The sequence below is a fragment of the Blautia massiliensis (ex Durand et al. 2017) genome, from assembly GCF_051861785.1.
Classification (GTDB): Bacteria; Bacillota; Clostridia; order Lachnospirales; family Lachnospiraceae; genus Blautia_A; species Blautia_A luti_A.
The window spans coordinates 477162-500206 of sequence record NZ_CP146725.1; the positions used below are offsets into that span (position 1 = coordinate 477162).

The window sequence follows — 23045 nt, forward strand, 5'->3', positions numbered from 1 at the left end:
AAGATTGACTTTCCGGCTCCCTGGTGTTATATTTATGTAAACTAATTTACTCCAGGGGCCGGATGGTCCTGGCTCAGGTGATGCAACACCTGAGCCTTTTTTCTTTTACCTCTTGATTTCTTCTGTGAATTTGATATACTAAATTTGTCTTAGTTACTTAAGCCCTTTACATTTGCAGATGTGAGGGCTCTTTTTATTGTTCTGGTTTTATCCTCCAGCCATGTGATTGCGATCATGGCCACAATCGTTATGCAGATGCTTCCTGTCAGGAATGTGGGTTTATCTCCCCAGTCCCAAATCGGAAGCAGTGCTGCAAGCTGGCCTATGACTAGGCTGATGATCAGGTTCTTCTGCATCTTTGTTCACCTCCTCTCTTTTGATGTTCTGCATCCACAAGAGGGCGGAGCTCTGCAAGTTCTTTCTCGATCTGGTTCAATTCCAGGCCGTATTCCGGTTTCCAGTCCACACCACTGTGGTTCAAAATCTGTGTCCGCCTGTTTACAAGATCTATATATCTACTTACCTGCTGTGCTGTCATGAATTCTCCTTTCTACCCCACGGATTTTCTTATGTAATAATCATTCACTATCCGGGATACGTTATCTATGATCTTCTGGTTGTCTTCCGGAGTGTTGTTCTTGCAGTAGTCGTCGTGGATCCGGATTACTCCTCCGGATCCGTTTTTGATTTCTTTGATAACTGCCATCTGGTTCACCTCCTGTTTTATCGTATGAAGATTGTATTTGTTGTGTTTATAGAATTTTTACTACTTTGTCGAACGCTTTTTCTTGTGTTTTCGACAGTACGCTCCTATTCTGTATATACAGGGTGCTGGCACACCCGAGTACATACGGAAGGAGGGTTGATTATGACAAACGAACAGATTGCTCACGATCTGGCAGTTGCCAGGATGGCTGGAAAACAGCTTCCGGCAGATGTTCTGGTTGATGAATACAAGAAAAACTACAAAGAAATTCTTAAATATCTAAAATCCCAGACACCTAAAGCCAGATTCAGAGAAATCTAAACCCCCTGAAACTGCAGGTATATATCTGCAGCATCTTTAAGGACAAGTATGGCATCTTTCGCTGAAATGTTTTTAGAATTACCTGCTATCGTATCTAAGACTTTCAGTGAAAGGATTGCCAGCTCATCTGTGGATGAATATTCTAATGTTCCAGCTTTAATTGCTTTTCTCCCAGCCTTTTCATATTTTCCTTTTTTCATCTTTGTTCACCTCCTCCTGATTTGATGCAAATATTGACTTTCTGCTGTTTCTCTCCTATTCTTTTCTTACAGGGCACTGGCATGCCCGAGTATCTCAAAAAGGAGAAAATATCATGCAATTAACACCTGACTGTATACGTGATGTTTTACTTGAACTTGAAACATTTCATATGGGTGCGTACAAAGCTGATGAATTTCAAAACTCTATATCATCACATGATCGTGAACAAGTTTTGTATACCCTCATTAAATTGTTTGAGGGTGGCTATATCAACGCTCAATACGAACGATCACCTACTGGCCAGTTGATTACATTTCGAGTTTATGATATGACTTTTCAAGGACATGAGTTTCTTGAAAAAATCCGGTCAGAAACCGTATGGGATCAAAAATTAAAACCTGTTTTTACAACCATCGGTTCCATGTCTTTGGATGTAATATCCAATGTAGCAAATAGCGTCATAACATCCCTCGTCTTAAAAAAACTGAACTTATAATTTAAAAAGCTTTTTTGCTGCGAAACGGGTGCATTCTTCCAGATCCTGATTATCCGGAAGTCTGTATCCGTTTTTTTCAATATAATAGATAAGTGCTGCACAAGAAATGCTTCGAGTCAGCCACCCTACGGCGCATATCGCTGTTGATATAACAAAAACTGCTGTTATCACTTCTCTCACCTCCTAAGCTGATTCTTTATGTTCTGGATTATTGAAATATTTTTCACATAATGTTAAAATATTTTCATAAACCCAAATACGGGCAATGAAAGGAGCGGTTTATTTTGGCCAAACTTTTGACTTTGCCCTGTTCCCTTTATAAGGTTTGCCGTAGTGGTTCCCAAGACACTTTAAACTGGGTAAGTGTTTTTTATAGGTATTAAGTAGAGACACTACTATAAAAGCCGTGATACTTATAAAAAATCCCTTATATTCGTCAACTAATGGGCTGCTAATCTTTTTTACTTAATTGCAGAACTAAAACTGCATAAGTGGCGAAGTATTTCATAGAAACGCTTGGCGCCGCAGGTGTGACTGAACATGTATGTAATGGTCTGGGGCTTCTGCAATGGACTGGGGCTTAAGTGAACAGTCTGCAAAATACATAGGGTGAACAAATTTAGGCAAAAGCTGATGGGACGGCGCTCCTGTCAGCTTTTTGTTATTCGTTCCATCTAAACCGCCTTTCTCTGATCGTCTGAAAAAATAATCGGATTAACACCAAGGTGATTGCACAGGATCAGAAATTCATCTACCCGCAAATCTCGATTTCTTTTTTCATTGAAAAGACTGTCGTACAATGCCATGTACGGAATATGAGTTTTTCTTGATATATCTGACAGGTTAAAGCCTTTATGTCTGATATACTCAGAAACTCTTTTTGTTGCTCCATCCATTTTTCCACCTCTTTTCTAAGTTTCTAAGAACTTGTTTGTATGATATTCTATTTTTCTCAGAATGTCAATGCTTTTTTCTAATATTCTTAGAAATTTTATTGACATGTTAAAAACTTAATGGTATATTCGAGATATAAATAGAAGTGAGAGGAGCATCCATGAAAGGTTCTATTGGTGAAAATTTAAAAAAATGTAGAGTTGATGCCAAAAAGTCGGTAAAAGAAATTTCTGATTTATTAAAATCCAAAGGCTTTAAAGCATCCGAAAAAACTATTTACAGCTGGGAAAGTGGGAACAGTCAGCCAAGCCCTGATGCTTTTCTCATTATGTGTAAAGCTTATAATATATCTGATATATTAAAAACTTTTGGATACGTTAATTCTCCAGCACACAAAGAAGATTTCATTTCTAATGATAATCGTGATTTTATAAAAAAATACCGTGAGCTCGACACTCACGGTAAAGATATGGTCGATACTGTCCTCCAGAAAGAATATGACCGCATTATTGAATTGCATGATTCTGTATCAGAAGAACCGTCCAAAGCCCCTGATAATATCATCACTGTAAATCCACTCTCCCCCCAGCAGATGGAGGAAGCTCTCATCCCCAACGCCGCTCATGCTTTTAACCCGACTGAGGAAGAAAAGAAACATGCGGATGATATTATGATGGATGATAAAGAATGGGAATTATAAGGGAGCGAATTCGACACCTTTTATATATAAATAAAAATAATTTGCACATGTTTCTTTACACATACAATACAAAGGAGAACTGCTTATGTCAGAAAAATGTACTGTTTATATCGATGAAGCCGGTGACTTAGGCATTGGCCGTGGAACACATTGGTTTGTTCTTACTGCTGTAATTGTAAATAATTCTTCAGAACCAGCTTTAAGAAATATTTTTAAAACTATAAAAAAAGACCTCAATTTAGATAATATTCATTTCAGAAAACTTAGAAATTTTGAGCAGAGAGCTTACGTTGTAGACAAACTTATTTCTGCCGATTTTGAGTATATAAACATTATTTTAGACACAACAAAATTGGATATAGCAAGGCTAAAATCAAATAGAGAAAGTCTATCAGAAAAGCCAAGTGTTCTCTTATATAACCATGCTTGTCGATATTTAATCGAACGTGTATCCTGGCTGCTCAGAGATACTGATCGTGTTGGCGATATTGTTCTATCAAGTCGTGGAACATCTAGAGACTCTGAATTAATTGACTATATAAACAATAAACTACTGCATTATTCGCAAAACAAAATCGCTAACCGTTTTACAAATATCAGTAGTAAATCCGCTGATTCTTGGGACATGTTGCAATTAGCTGACATATGCGCCACATCTATGTTTTATTATCATGAAGTAAACTCATATGGATTTGTACTGCCATGTTACACATACAAATTAAAAAAATTCTTATACCAACGAAACGGTACTATTTCCAAATACGGCATGAAATATTATAACGACGATATGAAGCCTGATAACACATATTTTTCTAAACATATGATTTGTAAATAAAAAAAGAAAAGGAACTCCCAGCGCGACTACCACATGTCAAGCATGCTGGTGATTTCACCCTCGCGTTATCTGGCGACGTTCCTTCTCTGTATAGTTATATTACACCATTTATAAATTCATGTCAATGACAGAATCAATGTTATAATTTTCATCTTCACAAAGAAATGAGTGATTTTATTGACCTACGAAGAACTATTGATTTTATCCGATTCAAAAAAACTAGTTGTTAAAGAAAAAAACATTCCTGGATACGGAGGTCGGTTATATAAAAACCGAATTGCTATCAACCGTTCTCTTCCCACCCAGTCCGAGAAGTCCTGCGTACTGGCCGAAGAGATCGGACATTACTGTACCACTACCGGAAACATCCTGGATCAGAACGACACCATGAACCGGAAACAGGAATACCGTGCCAGGCTTTACGGTTATAATCTCCGTGTAGGTCTAATTGGTATCATCAACGCCTACGAAGCCCGCTGCCGGAATCTTCATGAAATGGCTGAGCATTTGGACGTGCCAGAGGATTATCTCATGGAAGTGATTGACTGCTACCGTTCCAAATACGGACAGTATGTTGCTGTGGATAATTATATGATCTATTTTATTCCGCAGCTGGCTGTGATGAAAATCAACAATTTATAAAGGAGGTTTATATATTTGATTAAATTTGCTTGACACAATAAACTAATAATGGTAAGATGAATTCCAACAGAAATGGTCGTTGTAGAGATGACTAGCAAAAATCCCTCTTACCGTTATTCGGAAGGAGGGGTTTTTTCTTTGTTTAGATAAACTAATTACTCAAAAATTTGATTAATAAAAAACCGCCCTTGTGCTACCAACACAAGGACGGTCATGAGGGTTTTTACACCCCTCTCCATATTGCAAGACTCGCTACCAACGAACCTTGCGCCCGTAATCAATACGGACACTCATTTCAAGACTACTGCTCCGAAGAATACAGTAATACGCTCATATAATATTGTATCATCTTCGGAGCGGCTGCACAATCAGAACATTTGTGTGGTCGTTATTTTTGTACCCATTTTTACATATTTTAAACCGAGGTGATATTATGGAACTTTTAAATGTATGTATCTACCTGCGTAAGTCCCGTGCTGATCGGGAGGCTGAAGCCAGGGGCGAAGGTGAAACTCTTGCACGCCATGAGCGAATCCTGTTGGATCTTGCTAAAAAACGTGGCTATAATGTAGGCGCAATTTATAAAGAGATTGTTTCCGGTGAGACAATTTCTGCCCGACCTGTTATGCAACAGGTTCTCCGCGAAGTTGAATCTGGTATGTGGGATGGTGTTCTGGTCGTTGAAGTAGAGCGTCTGGCCAGGGGCGATACTATAGATCAGGGTGTTGTTGCCAGAGCCTTCCGATATTCTGAAACACTGATTATTACTCCGCTCAAAACTTATGATCCAAACAATGAATATGACGAAGAATATTTCGAATTTGGCCTTTTTATGTCTCGGCGAGAATATAAAACCATTCGCCGCCGTCTTACTGCAGGTCGTGAATCTTCTGCAAAAGAGGGGAAATATTGTGGCAGTAAACCGCCTTACGGATATTCCCGTGTAAAACTTGTTGGTGAAAAAGGATGGACACTGCAGCCTGTTCCTGATCAGGCAGAAATCGTTAAGCTCATATTCAATTTGTATGTCCACGGAGTGGCAGGTGAGCGAATTGGAATGGCTAAGATCTGCCGTAAATTAAATGATTCCGGAATTAAAACCATGGATGGTGGTTTATGGACCGTCCCTCGTGTGCAGGCAATTCTTAGAAATCCAGTGTATGCAGGAATGATACGCTGGAACAGCCGAAAGGCTGTAAAGCATATACAAGATGGGCAAATAACCATCTCTCGCCCTTTTGCTAAGGATTATATTCTTGTTGAAGGCAGACATCCTGCTATTGTATCAAAGGAACTTTTTCAGCAAGCCCAAGATATCGTGAATCAAAATCCTGCACGACCGCTCAATTCTCTGCATGTACTCCGCAATCCACTTGCCGGTATTATTCGTTGTGGAAAATGTGGCTATGTCATGACCCGTAAAGCACCAAGCGGCAGACAGGTTGATCTGCTTCGATGTCCATACAGTTCCTGCAACAATGTAAGTAGTAAGCTCCCTCTTGTTGAAAAAGCTCTTCTTGACGGAATCCAGGAACTTGTAGATGGCTACAAGTTAAATAGCAATTTTTCTGATCAGGAATATTCTCTTTCTATTTCCGAGAAAGAAGAAATGATCCGGGGAAAATTAAAAGAAATTGATGTTTTGAGGAAGAAAAAAGAAAAGCAATATGATCTTCTTGAACAGGGGATTTATTCTACAGAAGAATTTCTCGAACGTTCCCGGGCTACTGCTGCCGAACTGTCTGCCTGCGATACAGTAATTCATTCTTTAAGACAAGAGATTAAACACGAACAGGAACTCCAGTTTCAGCGTTCTTCTTTTATCCCCAAATGCGAAGATCTTCTCGCTCATTACTGGACATGGGATACCTCTACAAAGAATCAGTTTCTTCGTGAGCTGATAGAAAAGGCTGTTTATACTAAAAACGCAAAAAATACATGGAAAAATGGCGATGACATCTCTTTTACTTTAGATATTTATCCGAAAATCCAGCAAAAGTAAGTGTGGGTAGCCTTTATGTACCTACACATTGGCACGTATCGTGTCCTCCGGCCAAGTTGCGTAGATCTCACTGCTGGCCACGTTTTTGATATAATCCTTATATCTTACATAATGATCCTGTGCAGCGGTATCCCCTATTGGCCCGTCGTGGACTACGATATACTCCGGGATCACCACTTTGTTTAATACGATCTCGCCGGTTTCATTTATCGGCTTGATCTCTGCTTCCGGATTTTTAGGAGGATATTCCCCAAAAAGCGTATGGGGTCCGATGACGATCCGCTGATAGTCCTCTCCACTACCCTGCTGTCTGCTAAGGGATGCTCCCTGCCTGGCAATGGAATGGGGAAGAACTTCTGTCCCGGCAACTTCTTTTGGTGTAAAACCCTCTGCACTGATCTGAACTGTATATTCTGCATAAGGCTGCTGCTCCACCGGTTTCATGCTGTATTCCAGTGGAGGAGCTGCCAGCTCCAGCATCGGCGTTTTTCCGGAGGAATCCGTACGGATTTCTTCGATCACATTATCCGGGACTCCTGTGTACGAGATCCGCACTGTAGCATTTTCCACAGGACGGTTACTGGCACTGTCCAGCACCGTCACCTGCAGCTGTCCCTGATCCGGCATATCCTGCTGCATGGAAATATAAGAATGATTTTTCATAAACAGAGGCTCCTTTTTGTGCCTGAAAGCACACTGGTTCTCTGCTAGTATATGTACAGAATCTCAAAATGCCATATCTCCTACTGTGCTTCCTCCCAGTAATCTTCCGCATCCTGGATATCATCAAACTCATCTGCATGATCATAATAAAAATCTTCCGGATCATCATAATCCTGCACATGCCCTTCCCAGAAGCGTAATGTTTATGTATTTTTCTTTCATTCCCCTATATGGCTCATCCTTCTTTCTCATTCTTTCTTCCTCTTCTTTTTCTTTCTGTGCCATATATTTTTTGTATTGTTCTTCTGTATCTTTCTGGGCCTTCCTCATTTCTTCTATATATTTGCTACTGTACTCATCTCCCTTTGGAACATACCATATAAGCTTATGCAGCTCCTCAATTCCTTCTCCATTCTGAACAGCATCGCAAAACTTTGCATATTGGATAATATATTTTACATCCTCAGAATATCCCGGAAGTTTTTCCAGCAGCTCTATCGCCTCATCATATTTGCCTGCATCCATGCATTCTTCCGCTTTTTCATAACATTCCCTGTTCTGTTTTTCCTTAAATTCCTCATTTTTGATCTGGATTGTCTCTTCTGCCTTTGTAGCCAGAAAAGGAACTGCTATAACAACTGCTATCAATGCCCCAGTATTAAAATATCCTTTTTCAAATTTACATATCCCCTTTACTCTGATGCCTTTATTATATAATAAATATCTGCACAAAAAAAGTGCTGTATCATCTCCTCACAGATCATACAGCACTTGCTAGTTACTGTTCACTCCGTTCTCAGTAACACTTGATATTTACCTTTTTCCGCCAGATATCAGAATATCTTCAGAATATCATTATACATAACGATAACCATCAACGCCATCAAAAGCATCAGCCCCGCAAAATGGATCATGCCTTCTACCTGACGGTTTACCGGTTTTCTCCGGATCGCTTCTGCCACCAGAAATACCAGCCTTCCTCCATCCAGAGCAGGAAGAGGAAGAAGGTTCATCACTCCCAGGTTTGCAGAAAGAAGAACTGCCATGTTCAGCAAATTCATCCAGATCATCAGCGTTCCCTCACTCTTGGACTGTTCGTAAGTGTCGCCAATGGCATCCACAACACCCACAGGACCACTTAAGTCTTTCATTCCAAGGTGACCGGTCACAAGCTCTTTCAGGCTTAAGATCGTAGTACGGATCATGTATTTCACTTCCACAGCACCATATTTCAGAACATTAAAGCCGGAAGTCTTTTCACTGTATGTGTTATATCCGAAACCGGAAACCGGTGTTCGGTATTCCCTTGGTGTTATCTCTGCCTCATATTCCAGTCCGTTACGCTCATAGGTGATCGTCACAGGTTCCTTGGATAACGGATGCTCCTCGATGTATTTTTCATATGCCTTTCCATCCGGAACCTCCACACCATTGATCTTCGTGATCACATCGCCTGCTTCCAGACCTGCCTCTTCCAATGGCATTCCCTTGATCAGTGATTCCACTGTCATGGAATTTACATCGGAACGGTTAAAGCCAAGAAGATACCGCACATTTACATCTGGTTTATAGGAAATCTCCTGTTCCTTTCCATCACGTTTTACTTTCAGCCGGATGGTATCTCCCTCTTTCAGTTCGTTGAGATACGAATATACATAAAGATCTTTCCCCAGATCAATATGATAGCCCTGATATTCCGTGATCACATCACCCTTTTTCAATCCTGCCTTTTCCGCAGCAGAATTTTGGGTTACTTCTAATACGGTTGCCGGATCATAGCCCATACAGCCTACAATGATCACAGACAAAACAAATGCCAGCAGAAAATTAAATATCGGACCTGCAGCAACCACTGCGATCCTGCCCCACACAGGAGCCGAATTAAAGGTTCCCGGACTGTCATCTTCCGCATCCTCTCCGGCCATGGCGCAGGAGCCTCCAAGAGGAAACAGTTTCACGGAATAACGGGTGCCGCCCTTTACCGTACTTATGATCCTGGGTCCCATACCAAGAGAAAATTCCAATACCTCGATATGGTTCTTTTTTGCCAGAAGAAAATGTCCCAGCTCATGGATCAGTATCACAACACTGAAAATAATTACAGCAATCACAAATCTCAATTTACCACCTGCTTTCGATCCACTGATAAGTATCCTGCTCTACAGAAAGGATCTCATCCAGATCCGGATGTGCGATTTTTTTATGTCTTTCCATAGACTGTGCAATAATCTCATAAATATCCAGAAAGCCGATCTTTTCCTCCAGGAATTTCTTTACTGCAAGCTCATTGGCTGCATTAAAGACAGTCGGCATACTTCCGCCCTCCCGGGATGCCTGGATCGCCATAGGAAGTCCCCGGAATGTCTCCATATCCGGAACCTCAAATGTGATCTCATGAAGCTTCGTGAAATCAAGGCGGTCTCCATCCAGATATCGTCTGTGCGGATAGTACAGAGCGTACTGGATTGGAAGTCTCATATCCGGAGTTCCAAGCTGTGCCATGATCGCACCATCCTTAAACTCCACCATGGAATGGATGATACTCTGCGGCTGCACCACCACCTGAATATGATCCAGATCCATGTCAAACAGCCATTTGGCTTCCATAACTTCCAGCCCTTTGTTTACCAGGGTTGCGGAATCTACGGTGATCTTTCGTCCCATTACCCAGTTTGGATGCTTCAGAGTATCTGCAACAGTGACCCTTCGCAGCTCTTCTGTGGTACGTCCGCGGAAGGGACCACCGGATGCCGTGATCAGAAGCTTGTGGATCTCTTTGTTTTCTTCTCCGTGGATAGCCTGGAAAATAGCGCTGTGTTCACTGTCTACCGGAAGGATAGATACGCCATATTTCTTTGCCATGGGCATGATCAGATGACCGGCTGTGACAAGGGTTTCCTTATTTGCCAGGGCAATGGCCTTTCCGGCACGGATTCCCTCCATGGTAGGACGGATCCCGATCATTCCCACGATCGCAGTGACAAGAATTTCTGATTCCGGCATGGACGCAAGCTCCAGAAGTCCTTCCATTCCGCTGACTACCTTTGTATCCGTGTCCGCAATACGTGTTTTCAGGTCCCGGGCTGCTTTTTCATCCCAGACTGCTGCCAGAAGCGGATGAAACTCACGGATCTGCTCTTCCAGCTTCTCCACACTTTTGCCTGCACTGACTGCAACAACACGAAGGTCTTCGTTTTTTCTTGCCACATCCAGTGTCTGGATCCCGATGGAGCCGGTAGAACCTAAGATTGCAATATTCTTCATTTCTAATGTCTCCTAAATTCCAAGAATCGTTTTTGCAAGATAGTAAATAACAGGGGCTGTGATGATCACACTGTCAAAACGGTCCAGGATTCCTCCATGGCCCGGGATCAGCTTTCCATAGTCCTTGATGTTCTGATTTCTCTTGATCGCAGATGCGGCCAGATCACCCACCATGGAGATCAGAGCTCCAACTGCGCAGATCAGGGCATACTCTGCCATTTTTCCCTGTGTTGCCGCTGCATAGATCACTCCAAGAAGCGCCGCTCCCGCAACGCCTCCTACAGCTCCCTCGATGGATTTCTTCGGGCTTAAAACCGGCGCCATTTTATGTTTGCCGATAAGCATTCCCACACAGTAAGCACAGGTGTCACATCCCCAGGAGCACAGGAATATCAGCCATACCAGGAATTTTCCGTCCGGAAGGCTTCTGGTAAGATAGATAAAGGAAAGCATCACAGCAACATATACCACTCCAAAAAATGCTGCCATCACCTGTTCTGCATGGTATTTCGGATAGCCGAATACATAAACAAACAGGATCAGGATCATACTGATGATGATCGCCATTGTTCCGTAATTTCCAAAATCAGCTTTCATGGCAATATAATAAAGCACTGCTCCAAGATATCCTACAAGTTCCAGCACGGTAACATGCTCATCGCTTACCTTCATTACCTTGTAAAGCTCTCTCATTCCGATCAGTGAAACAGCCAGAAGTGTAAAAAATAAGATCCAGCTTCCGGAAATGATAGTTGCCAGGGCAATAATGACAAGGACGATACCACTTATCAGTCTTGTCTTAAACATGATCTACTCCTCCTTGACGCCACCGTAGCGTCTGTCTCTCTGATTGTATTTCTCGATGGCTTTGATCAGCTCTTCTTTATTGAAATCCGGCCATGCAACCGGTGTAAAATAAAACTCGGAATAGGCAAGCTGCCAAAGCAGGAAATTGGAAAGTCGCTGCTCACCGCTTGTGCGGATCAAAAGATCCGGATCCGGTACACCCGCAGTATCCAGATAGCTCTCAATCGTATCTTCTGTAATGCCATCCGGCTCAACTTTTCCGTCTTTTACATCCTGTGCCATCTTCTGCATTCCACGGCGAATCTCATCACGGCTTCCGTAATTTAATGCCAGCTGAAAATAAATACCGTCAAAATCTTTGGAATATTCCTCCAGTTCCCGGACACTCTGCTGGATATCCGGTGCAAAGGCAGTAACATCTCCGATGACTTTCATCTTCATATTATTTTTCTTGGAAATCTTGATACATTTCTTAAGATAACCGCGGAACAGTTTCATCAGTGCTTCCACTTCTTCTCTGGAGCGTTTCCAGTTTTCTGTGGAAAAAGCGTAAACTGTAAGATATTTCACCCCAAGGTCTTTGATATCATAACAAATGTTTTCAAGATTTGCGCATCCCTTTACATGTCCGTAGGTTCTCGGCATTCCTCGTTCCTTTGCCCAACGTCCGTTTCCGTCCAGAATGATTGCGATATGATTTGGTACGTTCATAAATCTCCTCCATACAGAAAGAGAGCTTCTTCAAAGAAGCCCTCTCTATCCTCGTATTTCTTACAATTATACAGTCAGAATCTCTTTAGACTTGTTCTCGATCGCCTTGTCAACTTCCTTGATGTACTTATCTGTAAGTTTCTGGATCTGATCCTCAAGCTCTTTGATCTCATCCTCAGAAACATCCTGTTTTGCAAGTTTCTTAAATGCATCGTTGGCATCACGACGGATATTTCTTACTGCAACCTTGGCACCCTCGCCTTTTTTCTTAACGTCCTTCACCAGCTCTTTACGACGCTCCTCGGTAAGCTCCGGGAAAACAAGACGGATCATTTTTCCATCGTTGCTCGGGTTTAATCCCAGATCAGAGCAAAGGATCGCTTTCTCGATCGCTTTGATCATGCTGGATTCCCACGGCTGGATCTGGATCATACGTGCCTCCGGTACAGAAATGTTTGCAACCTGCTGGAGCGGAGTCGGTGCTCCATAATAATCTACGGTAAGTTTGTCAAGAATATGCGGGTTTGCACGGCCGGCTCTGATGGTTGTCAGCTCACTCTCCAAAGCATTCAGTGTTTTTCCCATTTTTGTTTCGTATACCTGAATTCTCTCATCCATTTCACATATCTCCCTGTATGGTTTTTCTTATTATTCCCTTTTGATCACACGGTTACCTTTGTTCCGGAGAACTTGCCATGTACGGTATTGACGATGCTGTCCTTTTCATCAAGACCGAATACCAGCATAGGCATCTTCTGCTCCATACACATGATGGAAGCGGTAAGATCCATAGCTGCCAGCTTCTTTGCAACTACTTCATCGATGGAAATCTCATCATACTTCTTGGCATCCGGATTTACCTTCGGATCACTGTCATAGATTCCGTCAACAGCCTTGGCAAGAAGAATGGCATCTGCGCCGATCTCAACAGCACGAAGTACAGTAGCTGTATCTGTAGAGAAATACGGATGGCCGGTACCACCTGCAAAGAATACGACCTTTCCTTCTGCGAAGCTCTCTTCTACAGCATCCTTGGAATAAAGTGTGGTAAATGCACCACATACAAACGGGGTAAACACCTCTGTCTTAAGTCCCACATATCTGCAAATGTCAGACACATAGATACAGTTCATGATAGTAGCAAGCATGCCGATCTGATCCGCCTTGCTTCTGTCCATGGCTCCGCTGGTACGTCCTCTCCAGAAGTTTCCACCTCCGATCACGATACCAACCTGAAGTCCTTCATCCACGATCGTCTTGATCTGTTTGGCAACCTCTGTAACAGTTGCTTCATCAAAGCCTCTCTTCTGCTCTCCTGCAAGAGCCTCTCCGCTTAATTTCAGTAACACTCTTTTCATATGTTTATTCTCCTTTACCATACGCCGGATACAACTTCATTGCCGTCATCGTCAAAAGTTGTGGATACCGTAAACGTATCATAATAATAATAACCTGTCTTACCGGACTCCGGCTCGTCCTCATAATCACTGCCATTTGGGCTGCCGCATGCATTCTCAAGCTCAGACATAGACTGACCGATATATCCTGCTGCTACAGATGCCAGATCCTTCTTGCCGGATGGTGCTTCCGTAGGATCCGGTGCATCGGAAGAAGCAGAGGAAGCTGGTGCAGATGTTGGATCCGGTGTGGATGTGGAGTCCGAACTGCCGGACGAACTGCTGTTTGTACTGTTTCCATTATCATCAGAACTCTCCGGAGTCGGAGTCACAACCGTACTGTCTGAAGAATCTGTACTGTCACTGTCACTGTCATCCTCAATGCCAAGCCTTGCCTTTACATCCTTCAGGGTAGACACCTCCTTGGTGCTTCCGCTCGCCAGATATGTAGCATATGGGATTCCGTCTTCACCCTCACCATCCATGCACAGGCTCAGCTGTGAGATCGTCAGAAGCGGCAGCTGGCGGAAGAAACATTCATTCTGCTCTTCGTCAGTAAATGTGATCCTTACATCAAAGCTTGTTGCTGTATCTCCGTTATCGTCCTTCTGGCTCTTCTCCATATAATAAACAGCCTTGTCGTTGGAAGCCAGTGTGAATTTACCATTTACAAGATCACTTCCCCAGGTCTCATCACTGTCATCGCCATCATCTCTGGTCGGACGGACATAAATTGCAGAAATCGTGGAGTTCATCTTGTTGGTAAATACAATACTGGTAGTGGTCTCACTCTTGGTTCCCATTACGTTCTTGATATTTGCTGTTTCATCCGCAGATGTCTGCATCTCCACCACATCCGTTTTCGCAGCTTCCGTTACCATCGGGGTTGCCGTTGCCTCCACCTTCTGCTCCGGTGCCACAGAGTTCTTCTTTCCACAACCGGCTGCAAGCATGCTCGCTGCAAGAATTCCGGCAAGAATCAAATAACGTTTTTTCATTATATCTCCTCCATATAAAATGGTTCTATTCGCTGTCAGGTTTTCCTTTTCTATTATTACAGAGTATCACTTTCTTGTCAACCTGACCGTTCTGAATTTCACAGAATCTTTAGAGTTACTGTTCACTGGTAATATTCCGCGAGGTGTTTTTTGTGAGCGAAGGTCACAGAAAACCCGAGACATTTGGAACAGCTGAGGTCAGAACCCGTTTTCCCTTCGCTGTCTGCGCATATCACGGCGCATTTTCGCAGCTTCATTCCGGGCTTTTTCCGCTTCTGTGGTAATGATCAGTTCCGGCACCTGGATCGGTTTCTGGTCTTCATCTACAGCCACCATCACAAAAAATGCCCGGTTTACAGTATGACGCATGCCATCCGGCTGTTCCACATACGTATCGATCTCGACCTCCATGGAAGTTCTTCCCACATAAGTCACATATCCCTTAAGTACTACGATCTCTCCCTCATAGATCGCATGCTTGAACTGAAGATTGTCCACTGCCGCAGTTACCACCCGATATGTCTCCGCATGACGCATAGCTACCACTCCGGCAACCTCATCCAGCCACTGCATCAGCGCTCCGCCAAAAAGTCTTCCGCCTCCGTTCAGATGCTGCTGCATGATCAGATGAACCTGCTCCGTCATCGATGCTTCTACCGTTTTTTTACGTCTATCCTGTACCTCTGTCATTTCTCATTCCCCGCATTTTATCATACTTTTATTTTTTCAGTTGAAACCAGCCGATCAATAAAGATTTTTTACTTTAAAGTCTCGCTCCGCTTCTCTTCTCTGATCCTTCTTTGCAATATCCTGGCGCTTGTCATAAAGCTTTTTACCACGTGCCATGCCAATCTCTATTTTTACCAGGCTGTCCTTGAAATAAACCTTCAGTGGTACCAAAGTCAATCCTTTTTCCTTTAATTTAGCTTCGATTTTATTGATCTCGTAGCGATGCAGCAAAAGCTTACGCACACGAAGAGGATCTTTGTTAAAAATGTTTCCTTTCTCATAAGGAGTGATATGCATTCCATATACATAAACTTCTCCGTTTTCCACACGGACAAAGGCCTCCTTGATGCTGCATTTACCGGAACGTAAGGATTTCACCTCGGTTCCTGCAAGTGCGATCCCGGCCTCATAGGTATCCTCGATAAAATAATCATGAAAAGCCTTTTTATTATTTGCGATCAGTTTCATTCCTGTTTTTTTTGCCATTTCGCGCTCCCTCAGTCTTCCTCAGCCAGGACAAAATCCACGGTTTTCAGCATTTTATCCGCATCTGCCACACGGACACGGACCTTCTGCCCAAGACGGAAGATCTTTCCTGTCATGTCGCCCCGCAGTTCATATGCATCCTGGTCAAATACATAATAGTCATCTCGTAATGTATTGATATGGATCAGTCCTTCCACGGTATTCGGAAGCTCCACATAAAGTCCCCATCCTGTAACGCCGGAAATGATTCCCTCATACTCCTCTCCGAGATGATAGGACATATACTCTGCTTTCTTCAGCTTATCGGATTCTCTTTCCGCTTCGTCTGCGCGCCGTTCGCACACACTGGACTGGCGCGCCACTTCATCCAGGATCTCCTTGTAATGCTCGGTACGTCCTTCCCTTACCAGTCTGCCTCTCAGACGGTCATGGATGATCCTGTGGATCTGAAGATCCGGATATCTTCGGATCGGAGAAGTAAAGTGGCAGTAATACTTCGCTGCAAGTCCGAAATGTCCGCTGCATTCCGTAGTATATTTTGCCTGTTTCATGGTACGCAAGGTCAGTCGGCTGATCTGTGCCTCATTGGGCATTCCCTCAATACTTTCCAGGATCTCCTGGATCTCACCAGGCGTGATCTCCTGTCCGGATTTCTGTATGTTGACTCCTTCATTATGAAGAAGCATCAGAAGACTTTCAATCTTTTCCGGATCCGGATTTTCATGGGTTCTGTATACAAAGGGATAATCTCCGGTGCAGTATTCCTGTGCCACAGTTTCATTGGCAAGAAGCATAAAATCCTCAATGATCCTGGTTGCCACATTGGCCTCATAGGGCTGCACATCAATAGCTCTTCCTGCAGCATTCAGGATGATCTTACTCTCCGGAAAATCAAAATCAATGGAACCTCTTGTATGCCGACGGCTGCGCAGGATCCCGGAAAGTTCTTTCATCAGGAAAAACATGGGAATCAGAGCTTCATAGCGCTTCTTCGCCACATCATCGGTATATTCCAGAATATTTTTCACATCTGTGTAACACATACGCTCATCTACACGGATCACGGTTTCTGCGATCTTATGGGAAATCACCTTTCCTTTTTCATTAACATCCATCAGACAGCTTAAGGTCAGACGGTCCTGTCCCTGGTTCAGAGAACAGATACCGTTGGAAAGCCGCTCCGGGAGCATGGGAATGACACGGTCTGCAAGATAGACGGAGGTTCCGCGCTTCAGTGCCTCTCTGTCAAGGGCACTGCCGCCCTGAACATAGTTGCTCACGTCTGCAATGTGCACACCCAGATGGTAGATTCCATCCTCCTTTGTCAGGGAAATGGCATCATCCAGATCCTTTGCATCCTCACCGTCAATGGTGACTGTAACAAGGTCTCTGAGATCCAGTCTTCCATCCAGATCCGCCTCCTGTACATGGTCCGGCACACGGTCAGCCTGACGAAGTACTTTGTCAGGAAATACACTTGGTATGTTAAAGCTCTTCACAATAGCAAGGATATCTGTTCCAGGTGAACGTAAGTTTCCCAGCACCTCCGTGATCTTTCCTTCCGGCTTCCGGTTTCTGGAGCCGTAATCTGTGATCTCTGCAACTACCTTGTCTCCGTCCTTTGCTCCCATGGAGTTTTTTCTGGAAATAAAGATATCTTTGGAAAATTTGGGGTTATCACCGATCACAAAGCCATAATCACGGCTGCTCTGGTATGTTCCCACGATCGAAGGCATTCCCCTTTCCAGAACCTTCAGCACAACGCCTTCCTGACGTTTTCCCTCTTTATGTCCGTTCCGTACAAGGATCTGCACCTTATCCTGATGCATGGCGCTTCCCGTGTCATTTTCCGGAATAAAAATATCCTGTTCCTGATCCTCCACCTCCACAAAGCCAAAGCCCTTGTAATGGCCAATAAAAGTTCCCTCCATGAGGGTTCCGTCCTTCTCAGAGAAACGATATTCCTCATGATTCTTCTCTCTGCGTTCTCTTCCCTTACGGCCACGCTCCGGCTTTTCTGCCTTCAGAGCTTCTTTATTCTTTCGTCTATCTCTGCGCTTGCCGGAAACCTTGCTGTATCTTCCTTTATTATCTACCTCAGCCTTGCCCTGGGCGCAAAGCTCGTCCAGCACGTCAAAAAGCTCTTTTTTCTCACTCTTATCCAGCTGAAGAAGAGATGCGATCTCACGCAGGCGCATGGGCTTATACAGCGGATCTCCCAGAAGCTCCATTATAAACTTTTTTCTTTTTTCAAAATTTTTCGATCTTTTCACATTTTCTCCTGTTTCATATTTATATTTCATTTTTACCCTGTTGTCATTCCGGAGGAAGGCTCACCCGTGCCCCTGTATCAACGCAAAAACACTCCTGCTGATTAACAAAAGAAGTCCCCATCCGAGTTTCTTCTGCATGCTAACGCAGCAAGAGTGTTACCAACCTCTGTTCTGCCCCTGGCAGATCAGATAATGTTCAGTACGATTGACAGTACAAAGAAAATAACTCCCATGATAATGGTACCTCTTACAAGACCACCTTCCATGGAACGGCCCTTATTCTTACCCCAGTAAGTATCAGCTACTCCGGCGATAGAGCCAAGACCCTGCTGCTTGCCCTCCTGCATCAGTACGACAACAGTCAGAGCGATACAATCTATTGCATAAATTACAGTCAGAATAATCTTCAAAATGTTCACGCGGTTACACCTCCTAATCAACTAGAGGTTATTTTACCATAGCTAAACCGGGATTTCAACCATTTTCCGTTTATTTTATACAGGGCTTTTTCTGCGTTTTTTTTGCAAAAGGATCTTTATATCTTCCAAGAGCTCCGAGCTGTTCGTGGATCCGCAGAAGCTGATTATACTTGGCATTCCGGTCCGAGCGGCAGGGTGCGCCTGTTTTGATCTGCCCCGCCCCACAGGCAACTGCCAGATCTGCGATAAAGGAATCCTCGGTTTCCCCGGACCTGTGAGAGATCACTGCACGATACCCGGCATGCTGAGCCATCTCCACCGCATCCAGAGTTTCCGTGAGAGTTCCGATCTGATTTACTTTAATTAGGATAGCATTGGCAACATCAAGTCCGATGCCGCAGTGCAGCCGTTTGATATTGGTGACAAACAGATCGTCACCTACCAGCTGGATCTTTTTCCCCAGGTGTTCCGTCAGATATTTCCAGCCTTCCCAGTCATCCTCCCAGAGACCGTCTTCAATGGAAACAATGGGAAATTTTTCCACCAGTTTTTCATAATACTCTGTCATCTCACCGGCATCCCGGTAGATCTTTTCTCCTTTCATGCGGCTCTCCCCAGGAAAAAAATACACGCCCTTTTCCTCATCATAAAGTTCGCTGGAGGCTGCATCAATGGCAATGGTGATCTCTTCTCCTGGTTTATATCCTGCTTTTTCTATGGCATGGACGATCAGGGTAAGCACTTCCTCCGAATCTGAAAGATCCGGAGCAAAGCCGCCTTCATCTCCAACCGCTGTGGAGAGTCCTTTTTCCCGAAGAAGAAGCTTTAAGTGCTGGTAGACTTCCACACACATGCGGATACCCTTTTCCAGACAGTCAGCTCCAGTTGGCATGATCATAAACTCCTGAAGATCCACCGTATTGTCCGCATGCTTTCCCCCGTTTAAAATATTCATCATCGGTACTGGAAGCTGCATGGTATGGCAGCCGCCCAGATACTGATAAAGAGGAAGCCGAAGGGCTCCGGCTGCTGCACGGGCTGCTGCCAGAGATACTGCCAGCGTGGCATTGGCTCCTGCGCTGCTTTTGTTCTCCGTTCCGTCGGTTTCGATCAGAAGATGATCGATCCATGCCTGGTTCAGGGCATTCTCTCCGATAATGGCATCTGCGAGACGTGTATTGATATTTTCCACTGCTTTTTTCACACTCTGGCCCAGATATTCCTCCCGGTTTCCGTCCCGCAGCTCCACAGCCTCAAATTTACCTGTGGATGCTCCGGACGGCACCATGGCTCTTCCTGTGTATCCGTTAATCCCCACGATTCCTTCACCTACCGTCACTTCCGCTTCCACTGTAGGATTCCCCCTGGAATCAAGGACCTGTCTTGCATGAACTTTTCGAACAGGCAGATAACGTAGCATAAGTTTTTCCCTCCTTGAAAATAATAATACTGTTTATGATCTCCTGCACTTTCTGATTTTCTTCTTATGTTTATGAGGGTAGCTTGTCCGAAAAGGGTTGGGTCTATACCTTTTATCCGGCCTTGATATTGTCTGATTTTTCAGTTATTTTATTTTTATTGTTTTTTCTTTTTATACTTATCTTTATTATTTTTTAAATTTAGTATTGACATTTTCTATTTTATCTGTTATAGTTTAACCATCAAATAAAACAAACGGAAAACAACAAATTAAATCAAAAAGGAGCGTGAACCCACCGAAAGCATAACTTACTTCCCATAATCTAAGAAAGAGAGGTACAGTCCACCAGAAGATTTAAAGATTTTCCATCATAATTAAAACAAGGAGGTACGGACCACCGAGAACGTAAATTTTAATTCCGTATAAGTTTAAATCTAAGAAATGAGAGGTATATTCCATTGGATAATGAAAATTAAAAGAGTCATCGGCAGAAGAAATCAATCGCTGATGACTCTTATTTTTTACTTATTTTGACCTCTGTCTCACAGACATGATCTCATGATCTTCTGCTTTCATATCTTCTGCTTCGTGTTCATAAACATATTAATAACTCCACTTTCTCTGAGGTTCCCATGAAACAAAAACACATCTACCGTCTTATTTTTTTCTTTGTCATGGCTTTTGCTCTTGGCAGTCTTGCAGGAAAGATCTATTCTCATTTTACTTCCGACCCACGATCCGATCCGGATTCTGCCAAAAACAGCCAGACCTCTTCTGCTTCTATGACATTCCAAAATGAAAACTGGGGGCTCGGTTTCCAGGAAGAAGGCAAACGGCCCACAGGAAATGCTTCTATGGAAGAATTAAAAAAATACAATGCCTGGTATGCAGCCGATACCGATGAGAAAAAAATCTATCTTACCTTTGACGCAGGCTATGACAATGGAAATATGCCTGCCATTCTGAATGCCTTACATAAGCATCAGGTACATGCCACATTTTTTGTTGTGGGAACACTGATCCGTGAAAAACCGGAACTGATCCGTGAGATCGTAGATGCAGACCATACCATAGGCAACCACACCATGACACACCCGGATATGTCCGGCATCTCCACAAAGGAAGCCTTTCAGAAGCAGCTTGAGGATGTGGAGGTTCTTTATAAGGAAGCCACCGGAAAAGAAATGACAAAATTTTATCGCCCGCCCCAGGGCATTTACAGCGTGGAAAATTTAGAGATGGCAAAAGAGATGGGATACCACACCTTTTTCTGGAGTCTGGCTTATGTGGACTGGTATCAGGATAAGCAGCCTTCGAAAGAAGAAGCTTTTGAAAAGCTTCTGGGACGGATCCATCCGGGTGCCATCGTGCTGCTGCACAGCACCTCTTCCACCAATGCTTCCATTCTGGATGAGCTGCTGACAAAATGGGAAGAGATGGGATATACCTTCGGAACATTAGAAGAACTTGTGGCATCGGAATCCGCCTGAAAAAAATCGCACATGATCCATGCATCCTCAGTGCCATCGACACGGATCTTCCCACTTTTGGATTTTCCAGATAAGCACACAAAAAATCTGCCCCGGGACTATGTTCTCATATGTCCCGGGACAGATTTTTCTGTGCTATTGATTTCAGAAGGTGTTCTTCTTATTTAATTGTCTTATTTACTGGACAGCCTTGAATGCCTCATCAAGATCCTGGATGATATCATCAATATTCTCAGTTCCGATGGAAAGACGGATCGTGTTTGGCTTGATTCCCTGATCAAGAAGCTCTTCCTCTGTGCACTGGCTGTGTGTTGTAGTAGCCGGATGGATAACAAGGGATTTCACATCTGCAACGTTTGCAAGAAGTGAGAACAGTTCAAGGTTATCAATGAAATCCTTTGCCTTCTGCGCATCTCCCTTGATCTCGAATGTAAAGATGGAACCGCCGCCGTTAGGGAAATATTTCTTATAAAGTTCCTGCTGGCTTGGATCTGTGGATACAGACGGATGATGAACCTTCTCTACCTGCGGATGATCATTCAGATACTGTACAACCTTCAGTGCGTTCTCAACATGACGCTCTACACGGAGAGACAGTGTCTCAAGTCCCTGAAGGAAGATAAAGGAACTCACCGGAGAAATTGTTGCTCCTGTGTCACGAAGAAGGATTGCACGGATCTTTGTAACAAATGCAGCCGGTCCGCATGCTTTTGTGAAGCTTACGCCATGATAGCTTGGGTTTGGCTCTGTAAGAGATGCAAATTTGCCGGATGCCTCCCAGTCAAACTTACCACTCTCTACGATCACACCACCGATAGTAGTTCCGTGGCCACCGATGAATTTTGTTGCGGAATGAACAACGATATCTGCGCCGTACTCAATTGGTCTTACGAGGTATGGTGTTGCAAATGTATTATCTACAACAAGCGGAATTTTATGTTTGTGAGCGATTTTTGCAAGAGCCTCAATATCTACAACATCAGAATTCGGGTTTCCAAGAGTCTCAATATAAACAGCTTTTGTGTTCTCCTGGATCGCATTCTCTACTTCCTCGAGATTGAATACATCAACAAATGTTGTTGTGATTCCGTATGCCGGAAGCGTATGCTCCAGAAGGTTTGTTGTACCGCCGTAAATATTTTTGGCTGCTACAATGTGATCTCCCTGCTGTGCAAGATTCTCGATCGTGTATGTGATAGCTGCTGCACCGGATGCTACTGCAAGTGCTGCGGAACCACCCTCAAGTGCTGCGATCCTCTTCTCGAATACGTCCTCTGTCGGGTTTGTAAGACGTCCGTAAATATTACCGGCATCTGCAAGTCCGAAACGTGCTGCTGCATGATCGCAGTTGCGGAATACATAGGAAGATGTCTGATAGATCGGTACTGCTCTTGCATCTGTAACCGGATCCGGCTGTTCCTGTCCTACGTGAAGCTGTAATGTCTCAAATTTGAATTTTCTCTGATCTCTTGTAATTTTGCTCATGTGTTTGTCCTCTTTTCTTTTATTCTTATATTCGGTAAAATAGTAATTTCTTATCTTATGATCATCTGCTTATCAGCGACAACAACACATTCGCTTTTCTTCGATA

Annotated in this window: 28 protein-coding genes; 7 read left to right on the forward strand and 21 right to left on the reverse strand. The window is 43.5% G+C overall.

Going from position 1 to position 23045, the window contains the following annotated elements; genetic code table 11:
- Window positions 1–149: 149 nt before the first annotated feature.
- Genes V9W66_RS02475 through V9W66_RS02485 form a run of 3 tightly spaced genes read right to left on the reverse strand, consistent with a single transcriptional unit; the run spans window position 150 to window position 706 of the window.
- Entirely contained in the window at window positions 150–356 is a 207-nt protein-coding gene (locus tag V9W66_RS02475; protein WP_144092869.1) for a hypothetical protein, read from the reverse strand.
- On the reverse strand, window positions 341–538 hold the full coding sequence (locus tag V9W66_RS02480; RefSeq protein WP_144092867.1) for a hypothetical protein: 198 nt from the start codon (window positions 536–538) through the stop codon (window positions 341–343). The genes V9W66_RS02475 and V9W66_RS02480 overlap by 16 nt, the downstream gene beginning before the upstream one ends.
- Window positions 539–550: 12 nt before the next feature.
- Window positions 551–706 (reverse strand): hypothetical protein, encoded by a 156-nt coding sequence (locus V9W66_RS02485; RefSeq protein ID WP_173739689.1) that lies wholly within the window; start codon window positions 704–706, stop codon window positions 551–553.
- A 162-nt stretch (window positions 707–868) separates the two neighbouring features.
- Here V9W66_RS02485 and V9W66_RS02490 point away from each other — a divergent pair, with 162 nt between their 5' ends.
- The gene (locus tag V9W66_RS02490; protein WP_186289984.1) at window positions 869–1027 is read left to right on the forward strand and encodes a hypothetical protein; all 159 of its coding nucleotides are present in this window, start codon (window positions 869–871) and stop codon (window positions 1025–1027) included.
- On the opposite strand, the gene V9W66_RS02495 is transcribed toward V9W66_RS02490, so the two are convergent.
- Window positions 1024–1227 (reverse strand): hypothetical protein, encoded by a 204-nt coding sequence (locus tag V9W66_RS02495; RefSeq protein WP_144092865.1) that lies wholly within the window; start codon window positions 1225–1227, stop codon window positions 1024–1026. The genes V9W66_RS02490 and V9W66_RS02495 overlap by 4 nt on opposite strands.
- 113 nt (window positions 1228–1340) lie before the next feature.
- On the opposite strand from V9W66_RS02495, the gene V9W66_RS02500 reads away from it, so the two are divergent.
- The gene (locus V9W66_RS02500) at window positions 1341–1724 is read left to right on the forward strand and encodes a DUF2513 domain-containing protein (protein ID WP_144092863.1); all 384 of its coding nucleotides are present in this window, start codon (window positions 1341–1343) and stop codon (window positions 1722–1724) included.
- Here the strand turns inward: V9W66_RS02500 and V9W66_RS02505 are convergent.
- Together V9W66_RS02505 and V9W66_RS02510 are read right to left on the reverse strand one after the other, a co-directional pair.
- Window positions 1719–1895, reverse strand: coding sequence for a hypothetical protein (locus V9W66_RS02505; protein ID WP_186289983.1), 177 nt, complete (start codon window positions 1893–1895; stop codon window positions 1719–1721). The genes V9W66_RS02500 and V9W66_RS02505 overlap by 6 nt on opposite strands.
- A 503-nt stretch (window positions 1896–2398) precedes the next feature.
- Window positions 2399–2620, reverse strand: coding sequence for a hypothetical protein (locus V9W66_RS02510; protein WP_144092861.1), 222 nt, complete (start codon window positions 2618–2620; stop codon window positions 2399–2401).
- A 158-nt stretch (window positions 2621–2778) separates the two neighbouring features.
- On the opposite strand from V9W66_RS02510, the gene V9W66_RS02515 reads away from it, so the two are divergent.
- From V9W66_RS02515 to V9W66_RS02530, 4 genes are all read left to right on the forward strand, one after another.
- Complete coding sequence (locus V9W66_RS02515; protein WP_144092859.1) at window positions 2779–3318, forward strand: helix-turn-helix domain-containing protein; 540 nt, start codon at window positions 2779–2781, stop codon at window positions 3316–3318.
- Window positions 3319–3403: 85 nt separating this feature from the next.
- Complete coding sequence (locus tag V9W66_RS02520; protein ID WP_144092857.1) at window positions 3404–4153, forward strand: DUF3800 domain-containing protein; 750 nt, start codon at window positions 3404–3406, stop codon at window positions 4151–4153.
- Between the two features lie 168 nt (window positions 4154–4321).
- On the forward strand, window positions 4322–4795 hold the full coding sequence (locus V9W66_RS02525) for a hypothetical protein (RefSeq protein WP_334296065.1): 474 nt from the start codon (window positions 4322–4324) through the stop codon (window positions 4793–4795).
- 433 nt (window positions 4796–5228) lie between these two features.
- A complete protein-coding gene (locus V9W66_RS02530; RefSeq protein WP_144092853.1) occupies window positions 5229–6797 on the forward strand; it encodes a recombinase family protein in 1569 nt (522 codons plus the stop codon).
- Between the two features lie 21 nt (window positions 6798–6818).
- On the opposite strand, the gene V9W66_RS02535 is transcribed toward V9W66_RS02530, so the two are convergent.
- The 14 genes from V9W66_RS02535 to eno all read right to left on the reverse strand — a co-directional run bounded on the left by V9W66_RS02535 (window position 6819) and on the right by eno (window position 19964).
- The gene (locus V9W66_RS02535; protein ID WP_330575226.1) at window positions 6819–7460 is read right to left on the reverse strand and encodes a carboxypeptidase-like regulatory domain-containing protein; all 642 of its coding nucleotides are present in this window, start codon (window positions 7458–7460) and stop codon (window positions 6819–6821) included.
- A 165-nt stretch (window positions 7461–7625) separates the two neighbouring features.
- Window positions 7626–8192: a hypothetical protein gene (locus V9W66_RS02540; RefSeq protein WP_144092851.1), complete on the reverse strand. Its 567-nt coding sequence runs from the start codon at window positions 8190–8192 to the stop codon at window positions 7626–7628.
- 101 nt (window positions 8193–8293) lie between these two features.
- Window positions 8294–9571 carry an RIP metalloprotease RseP gene (rseP, locus tag V9W66_RS02545; protein WP_330575229.1) on the reverse strand — a complete coding sequence of 426 codons (1278 nt, stop codon included), beginning with the start codon at window positions 9569–9571 and terminating at the stop codon, window positions 8294–8296.
- 10 nt (window positions 9572–9581) lie between these two features.
- Window positions 9582–10724: a 1-deoxy-D-xylulose-5-phosphate reductoisomerase gene (dxr, locus tag V9W66_RS02550; RefSeq protein WP_144092847.1), complete on the reverse strand. Its 1143-nt coding sequence runs from the start codon at window positions 10722–10724 to the stop codon at window positions 9582–9584.
- Window positions 10725–10736: 12 nt separating this feature from the next.
- A complete protein-coding gene (locus V9W66_RS02555; protein ID WP_021652949.1) occupies window positions 10737–11531 on the reverse strand; it encodes a phosphatidate cytidylyltransferase in 795 nt (264 codons plus the stop codon).
- Between the two features lie 3 nt (window positions 11532–11534).
- The gene (locus V9W66_RS02560) at window positions 11535–12242 is read right to left on the reverse strand and encodes an isoprenyl transferase (RefSeq protein ID WP_015526784.1); all 708 of its coding nucleotides are present in this window, start codon (window positions 12240–12242) and stop codon (window positions 11535–11537) included.
- A gap of 66 nt (window positions 12243–12308) precedes the next feature.
- The gene (gene frr, locus V9W66_RS02565) at window positions 12309–12860 is read right to left on the reverse strand and encodes a ribosome recycling factor (RefSeq protein ID WP_015526785.1); all 552 of its coding nucleotides are present in this window, start codon (window positions 12858–12860) and stop codon (window positions 12309–12311) included.
- 44 nt (window positions 12861–12904) lie between these two features.
- The gene (pyrH, locus tag V9W66_RS02570; protein WP_021976283.1) at window positions 12905–13600 is read right to left on the reverse strand and encodes a UMP kinase; all 696 of its coding nucleotides are present in this window, start codon (window positions 13598–13600) and stop codon (window positions 12905–12907) included.
- Window positions 13601–13614: 14 nt separating this feature from the next.
- Window positions 13615–14637, reverse strand: coding sequence for a hypothetical protein (locus V9W66_RS02575; RefSeq protein ID WP_144092845.1), 1023 nt, complete (start codon window positions 14635–14637; stop codon window positions 13615–13617).
- A gap of 198 nt (window positions 14638–14835) precedes the next feature.
- Entirely contained in the window at window positions 14836–15327 is a 492-nt protein-coding gene (locus V9W66_RS02580; RefSeq protein WP_114002727.1) for an acyl-CoA thioesterase, read from the reverse strand.
- A 54-nt stretch (window positions 15328–15381) separates the two neighbouring features.
- Entirely contained in the window at window positions 15382–15852 is a 471-nt protein-coding gene (gene smpB / locus V9W66_RS02585) for an SsrA-binding protein SmpB (protein WP_021652954.1), read from the reverse strand.
- An 11-nt stretch (window positions 15853–15863) separates the two neighbouring features.
- Window positions 15864–18155 (reverse strand): ribonuclease R, encoded by a 2292-nt coding sequence (gene rnr, locus V9W66_RS02590; RefSeq protein WP_144092843.1) that lies wholly within the window; start codon window positions 18153–18155, stop codon window positions 15864–15866.
- Window positions 18156–18310: 155 nt separating this feature from the next.
- The gene (gene secG, locus V9W66_RS02595) at window positions 18311–18544 is read right to left on the reverse strand and encodes a preprotein translocase subunit SecG (protein WP_021652956.1); all 234 of its coding nucleotides are present in this window, start codon (window positions 18542–18544) and stop codon (window positions 18311–18313) included.
- A gap of 70 nt (window positions 18545–18614) precedes the next feature.
- Window positions 18615–19964 carry a phosphopyruvate hydratase gene (eno, locus tag V9W66_RS02600; RefSeq protein ID WP_144092841.1) on the reverse strand — a complete coding sequence of 450 codons (1350 nt, stop codon included), beginning with the start codon at window positions 19962–19964 and terminating at the stop codon, window positions 18615–18617.
- A 632-nt stretch (window positions 19965–20596) separates the two neighbouring features.
- Between eno and V9W66_RS02605 the strand changes: the two genes are divergently transcribed.
- Window positions 20597–21454 carry a polysaccharide deacetylase family protein gene (locus tag V9W66_RS02605; RefSeq protein ID WP_144092839.1) on the forward strand — a complete coding sequence of 286 codons (858 nt, stop codon included), beginning with the start codon at window positions 20597–20599 and terminating at the stop codon, window positions 21452–21454.
- Between the two features lie 177 nt (window positions 21455–21631).
- Here V9W66_RS02605 and V9W66_RS02610 read toward each other — a convergent pair whose 3' ends face one another.
- Window positions 21632–22939 (reverse strand): O-acetylhomoserine aminocarboxypropyltransferase/cysteine synthase family protein, encoded by a 1308-nt coding sequence (locus V9W66_RS02610; RefSeq protein ID WP_015526804.1) that lies wholly within the window; start codon window positions 22937–22939, stop codon window positions 21632–21634.
- Window positions 22940–23045: the final 106 nt, after the last annotated feature.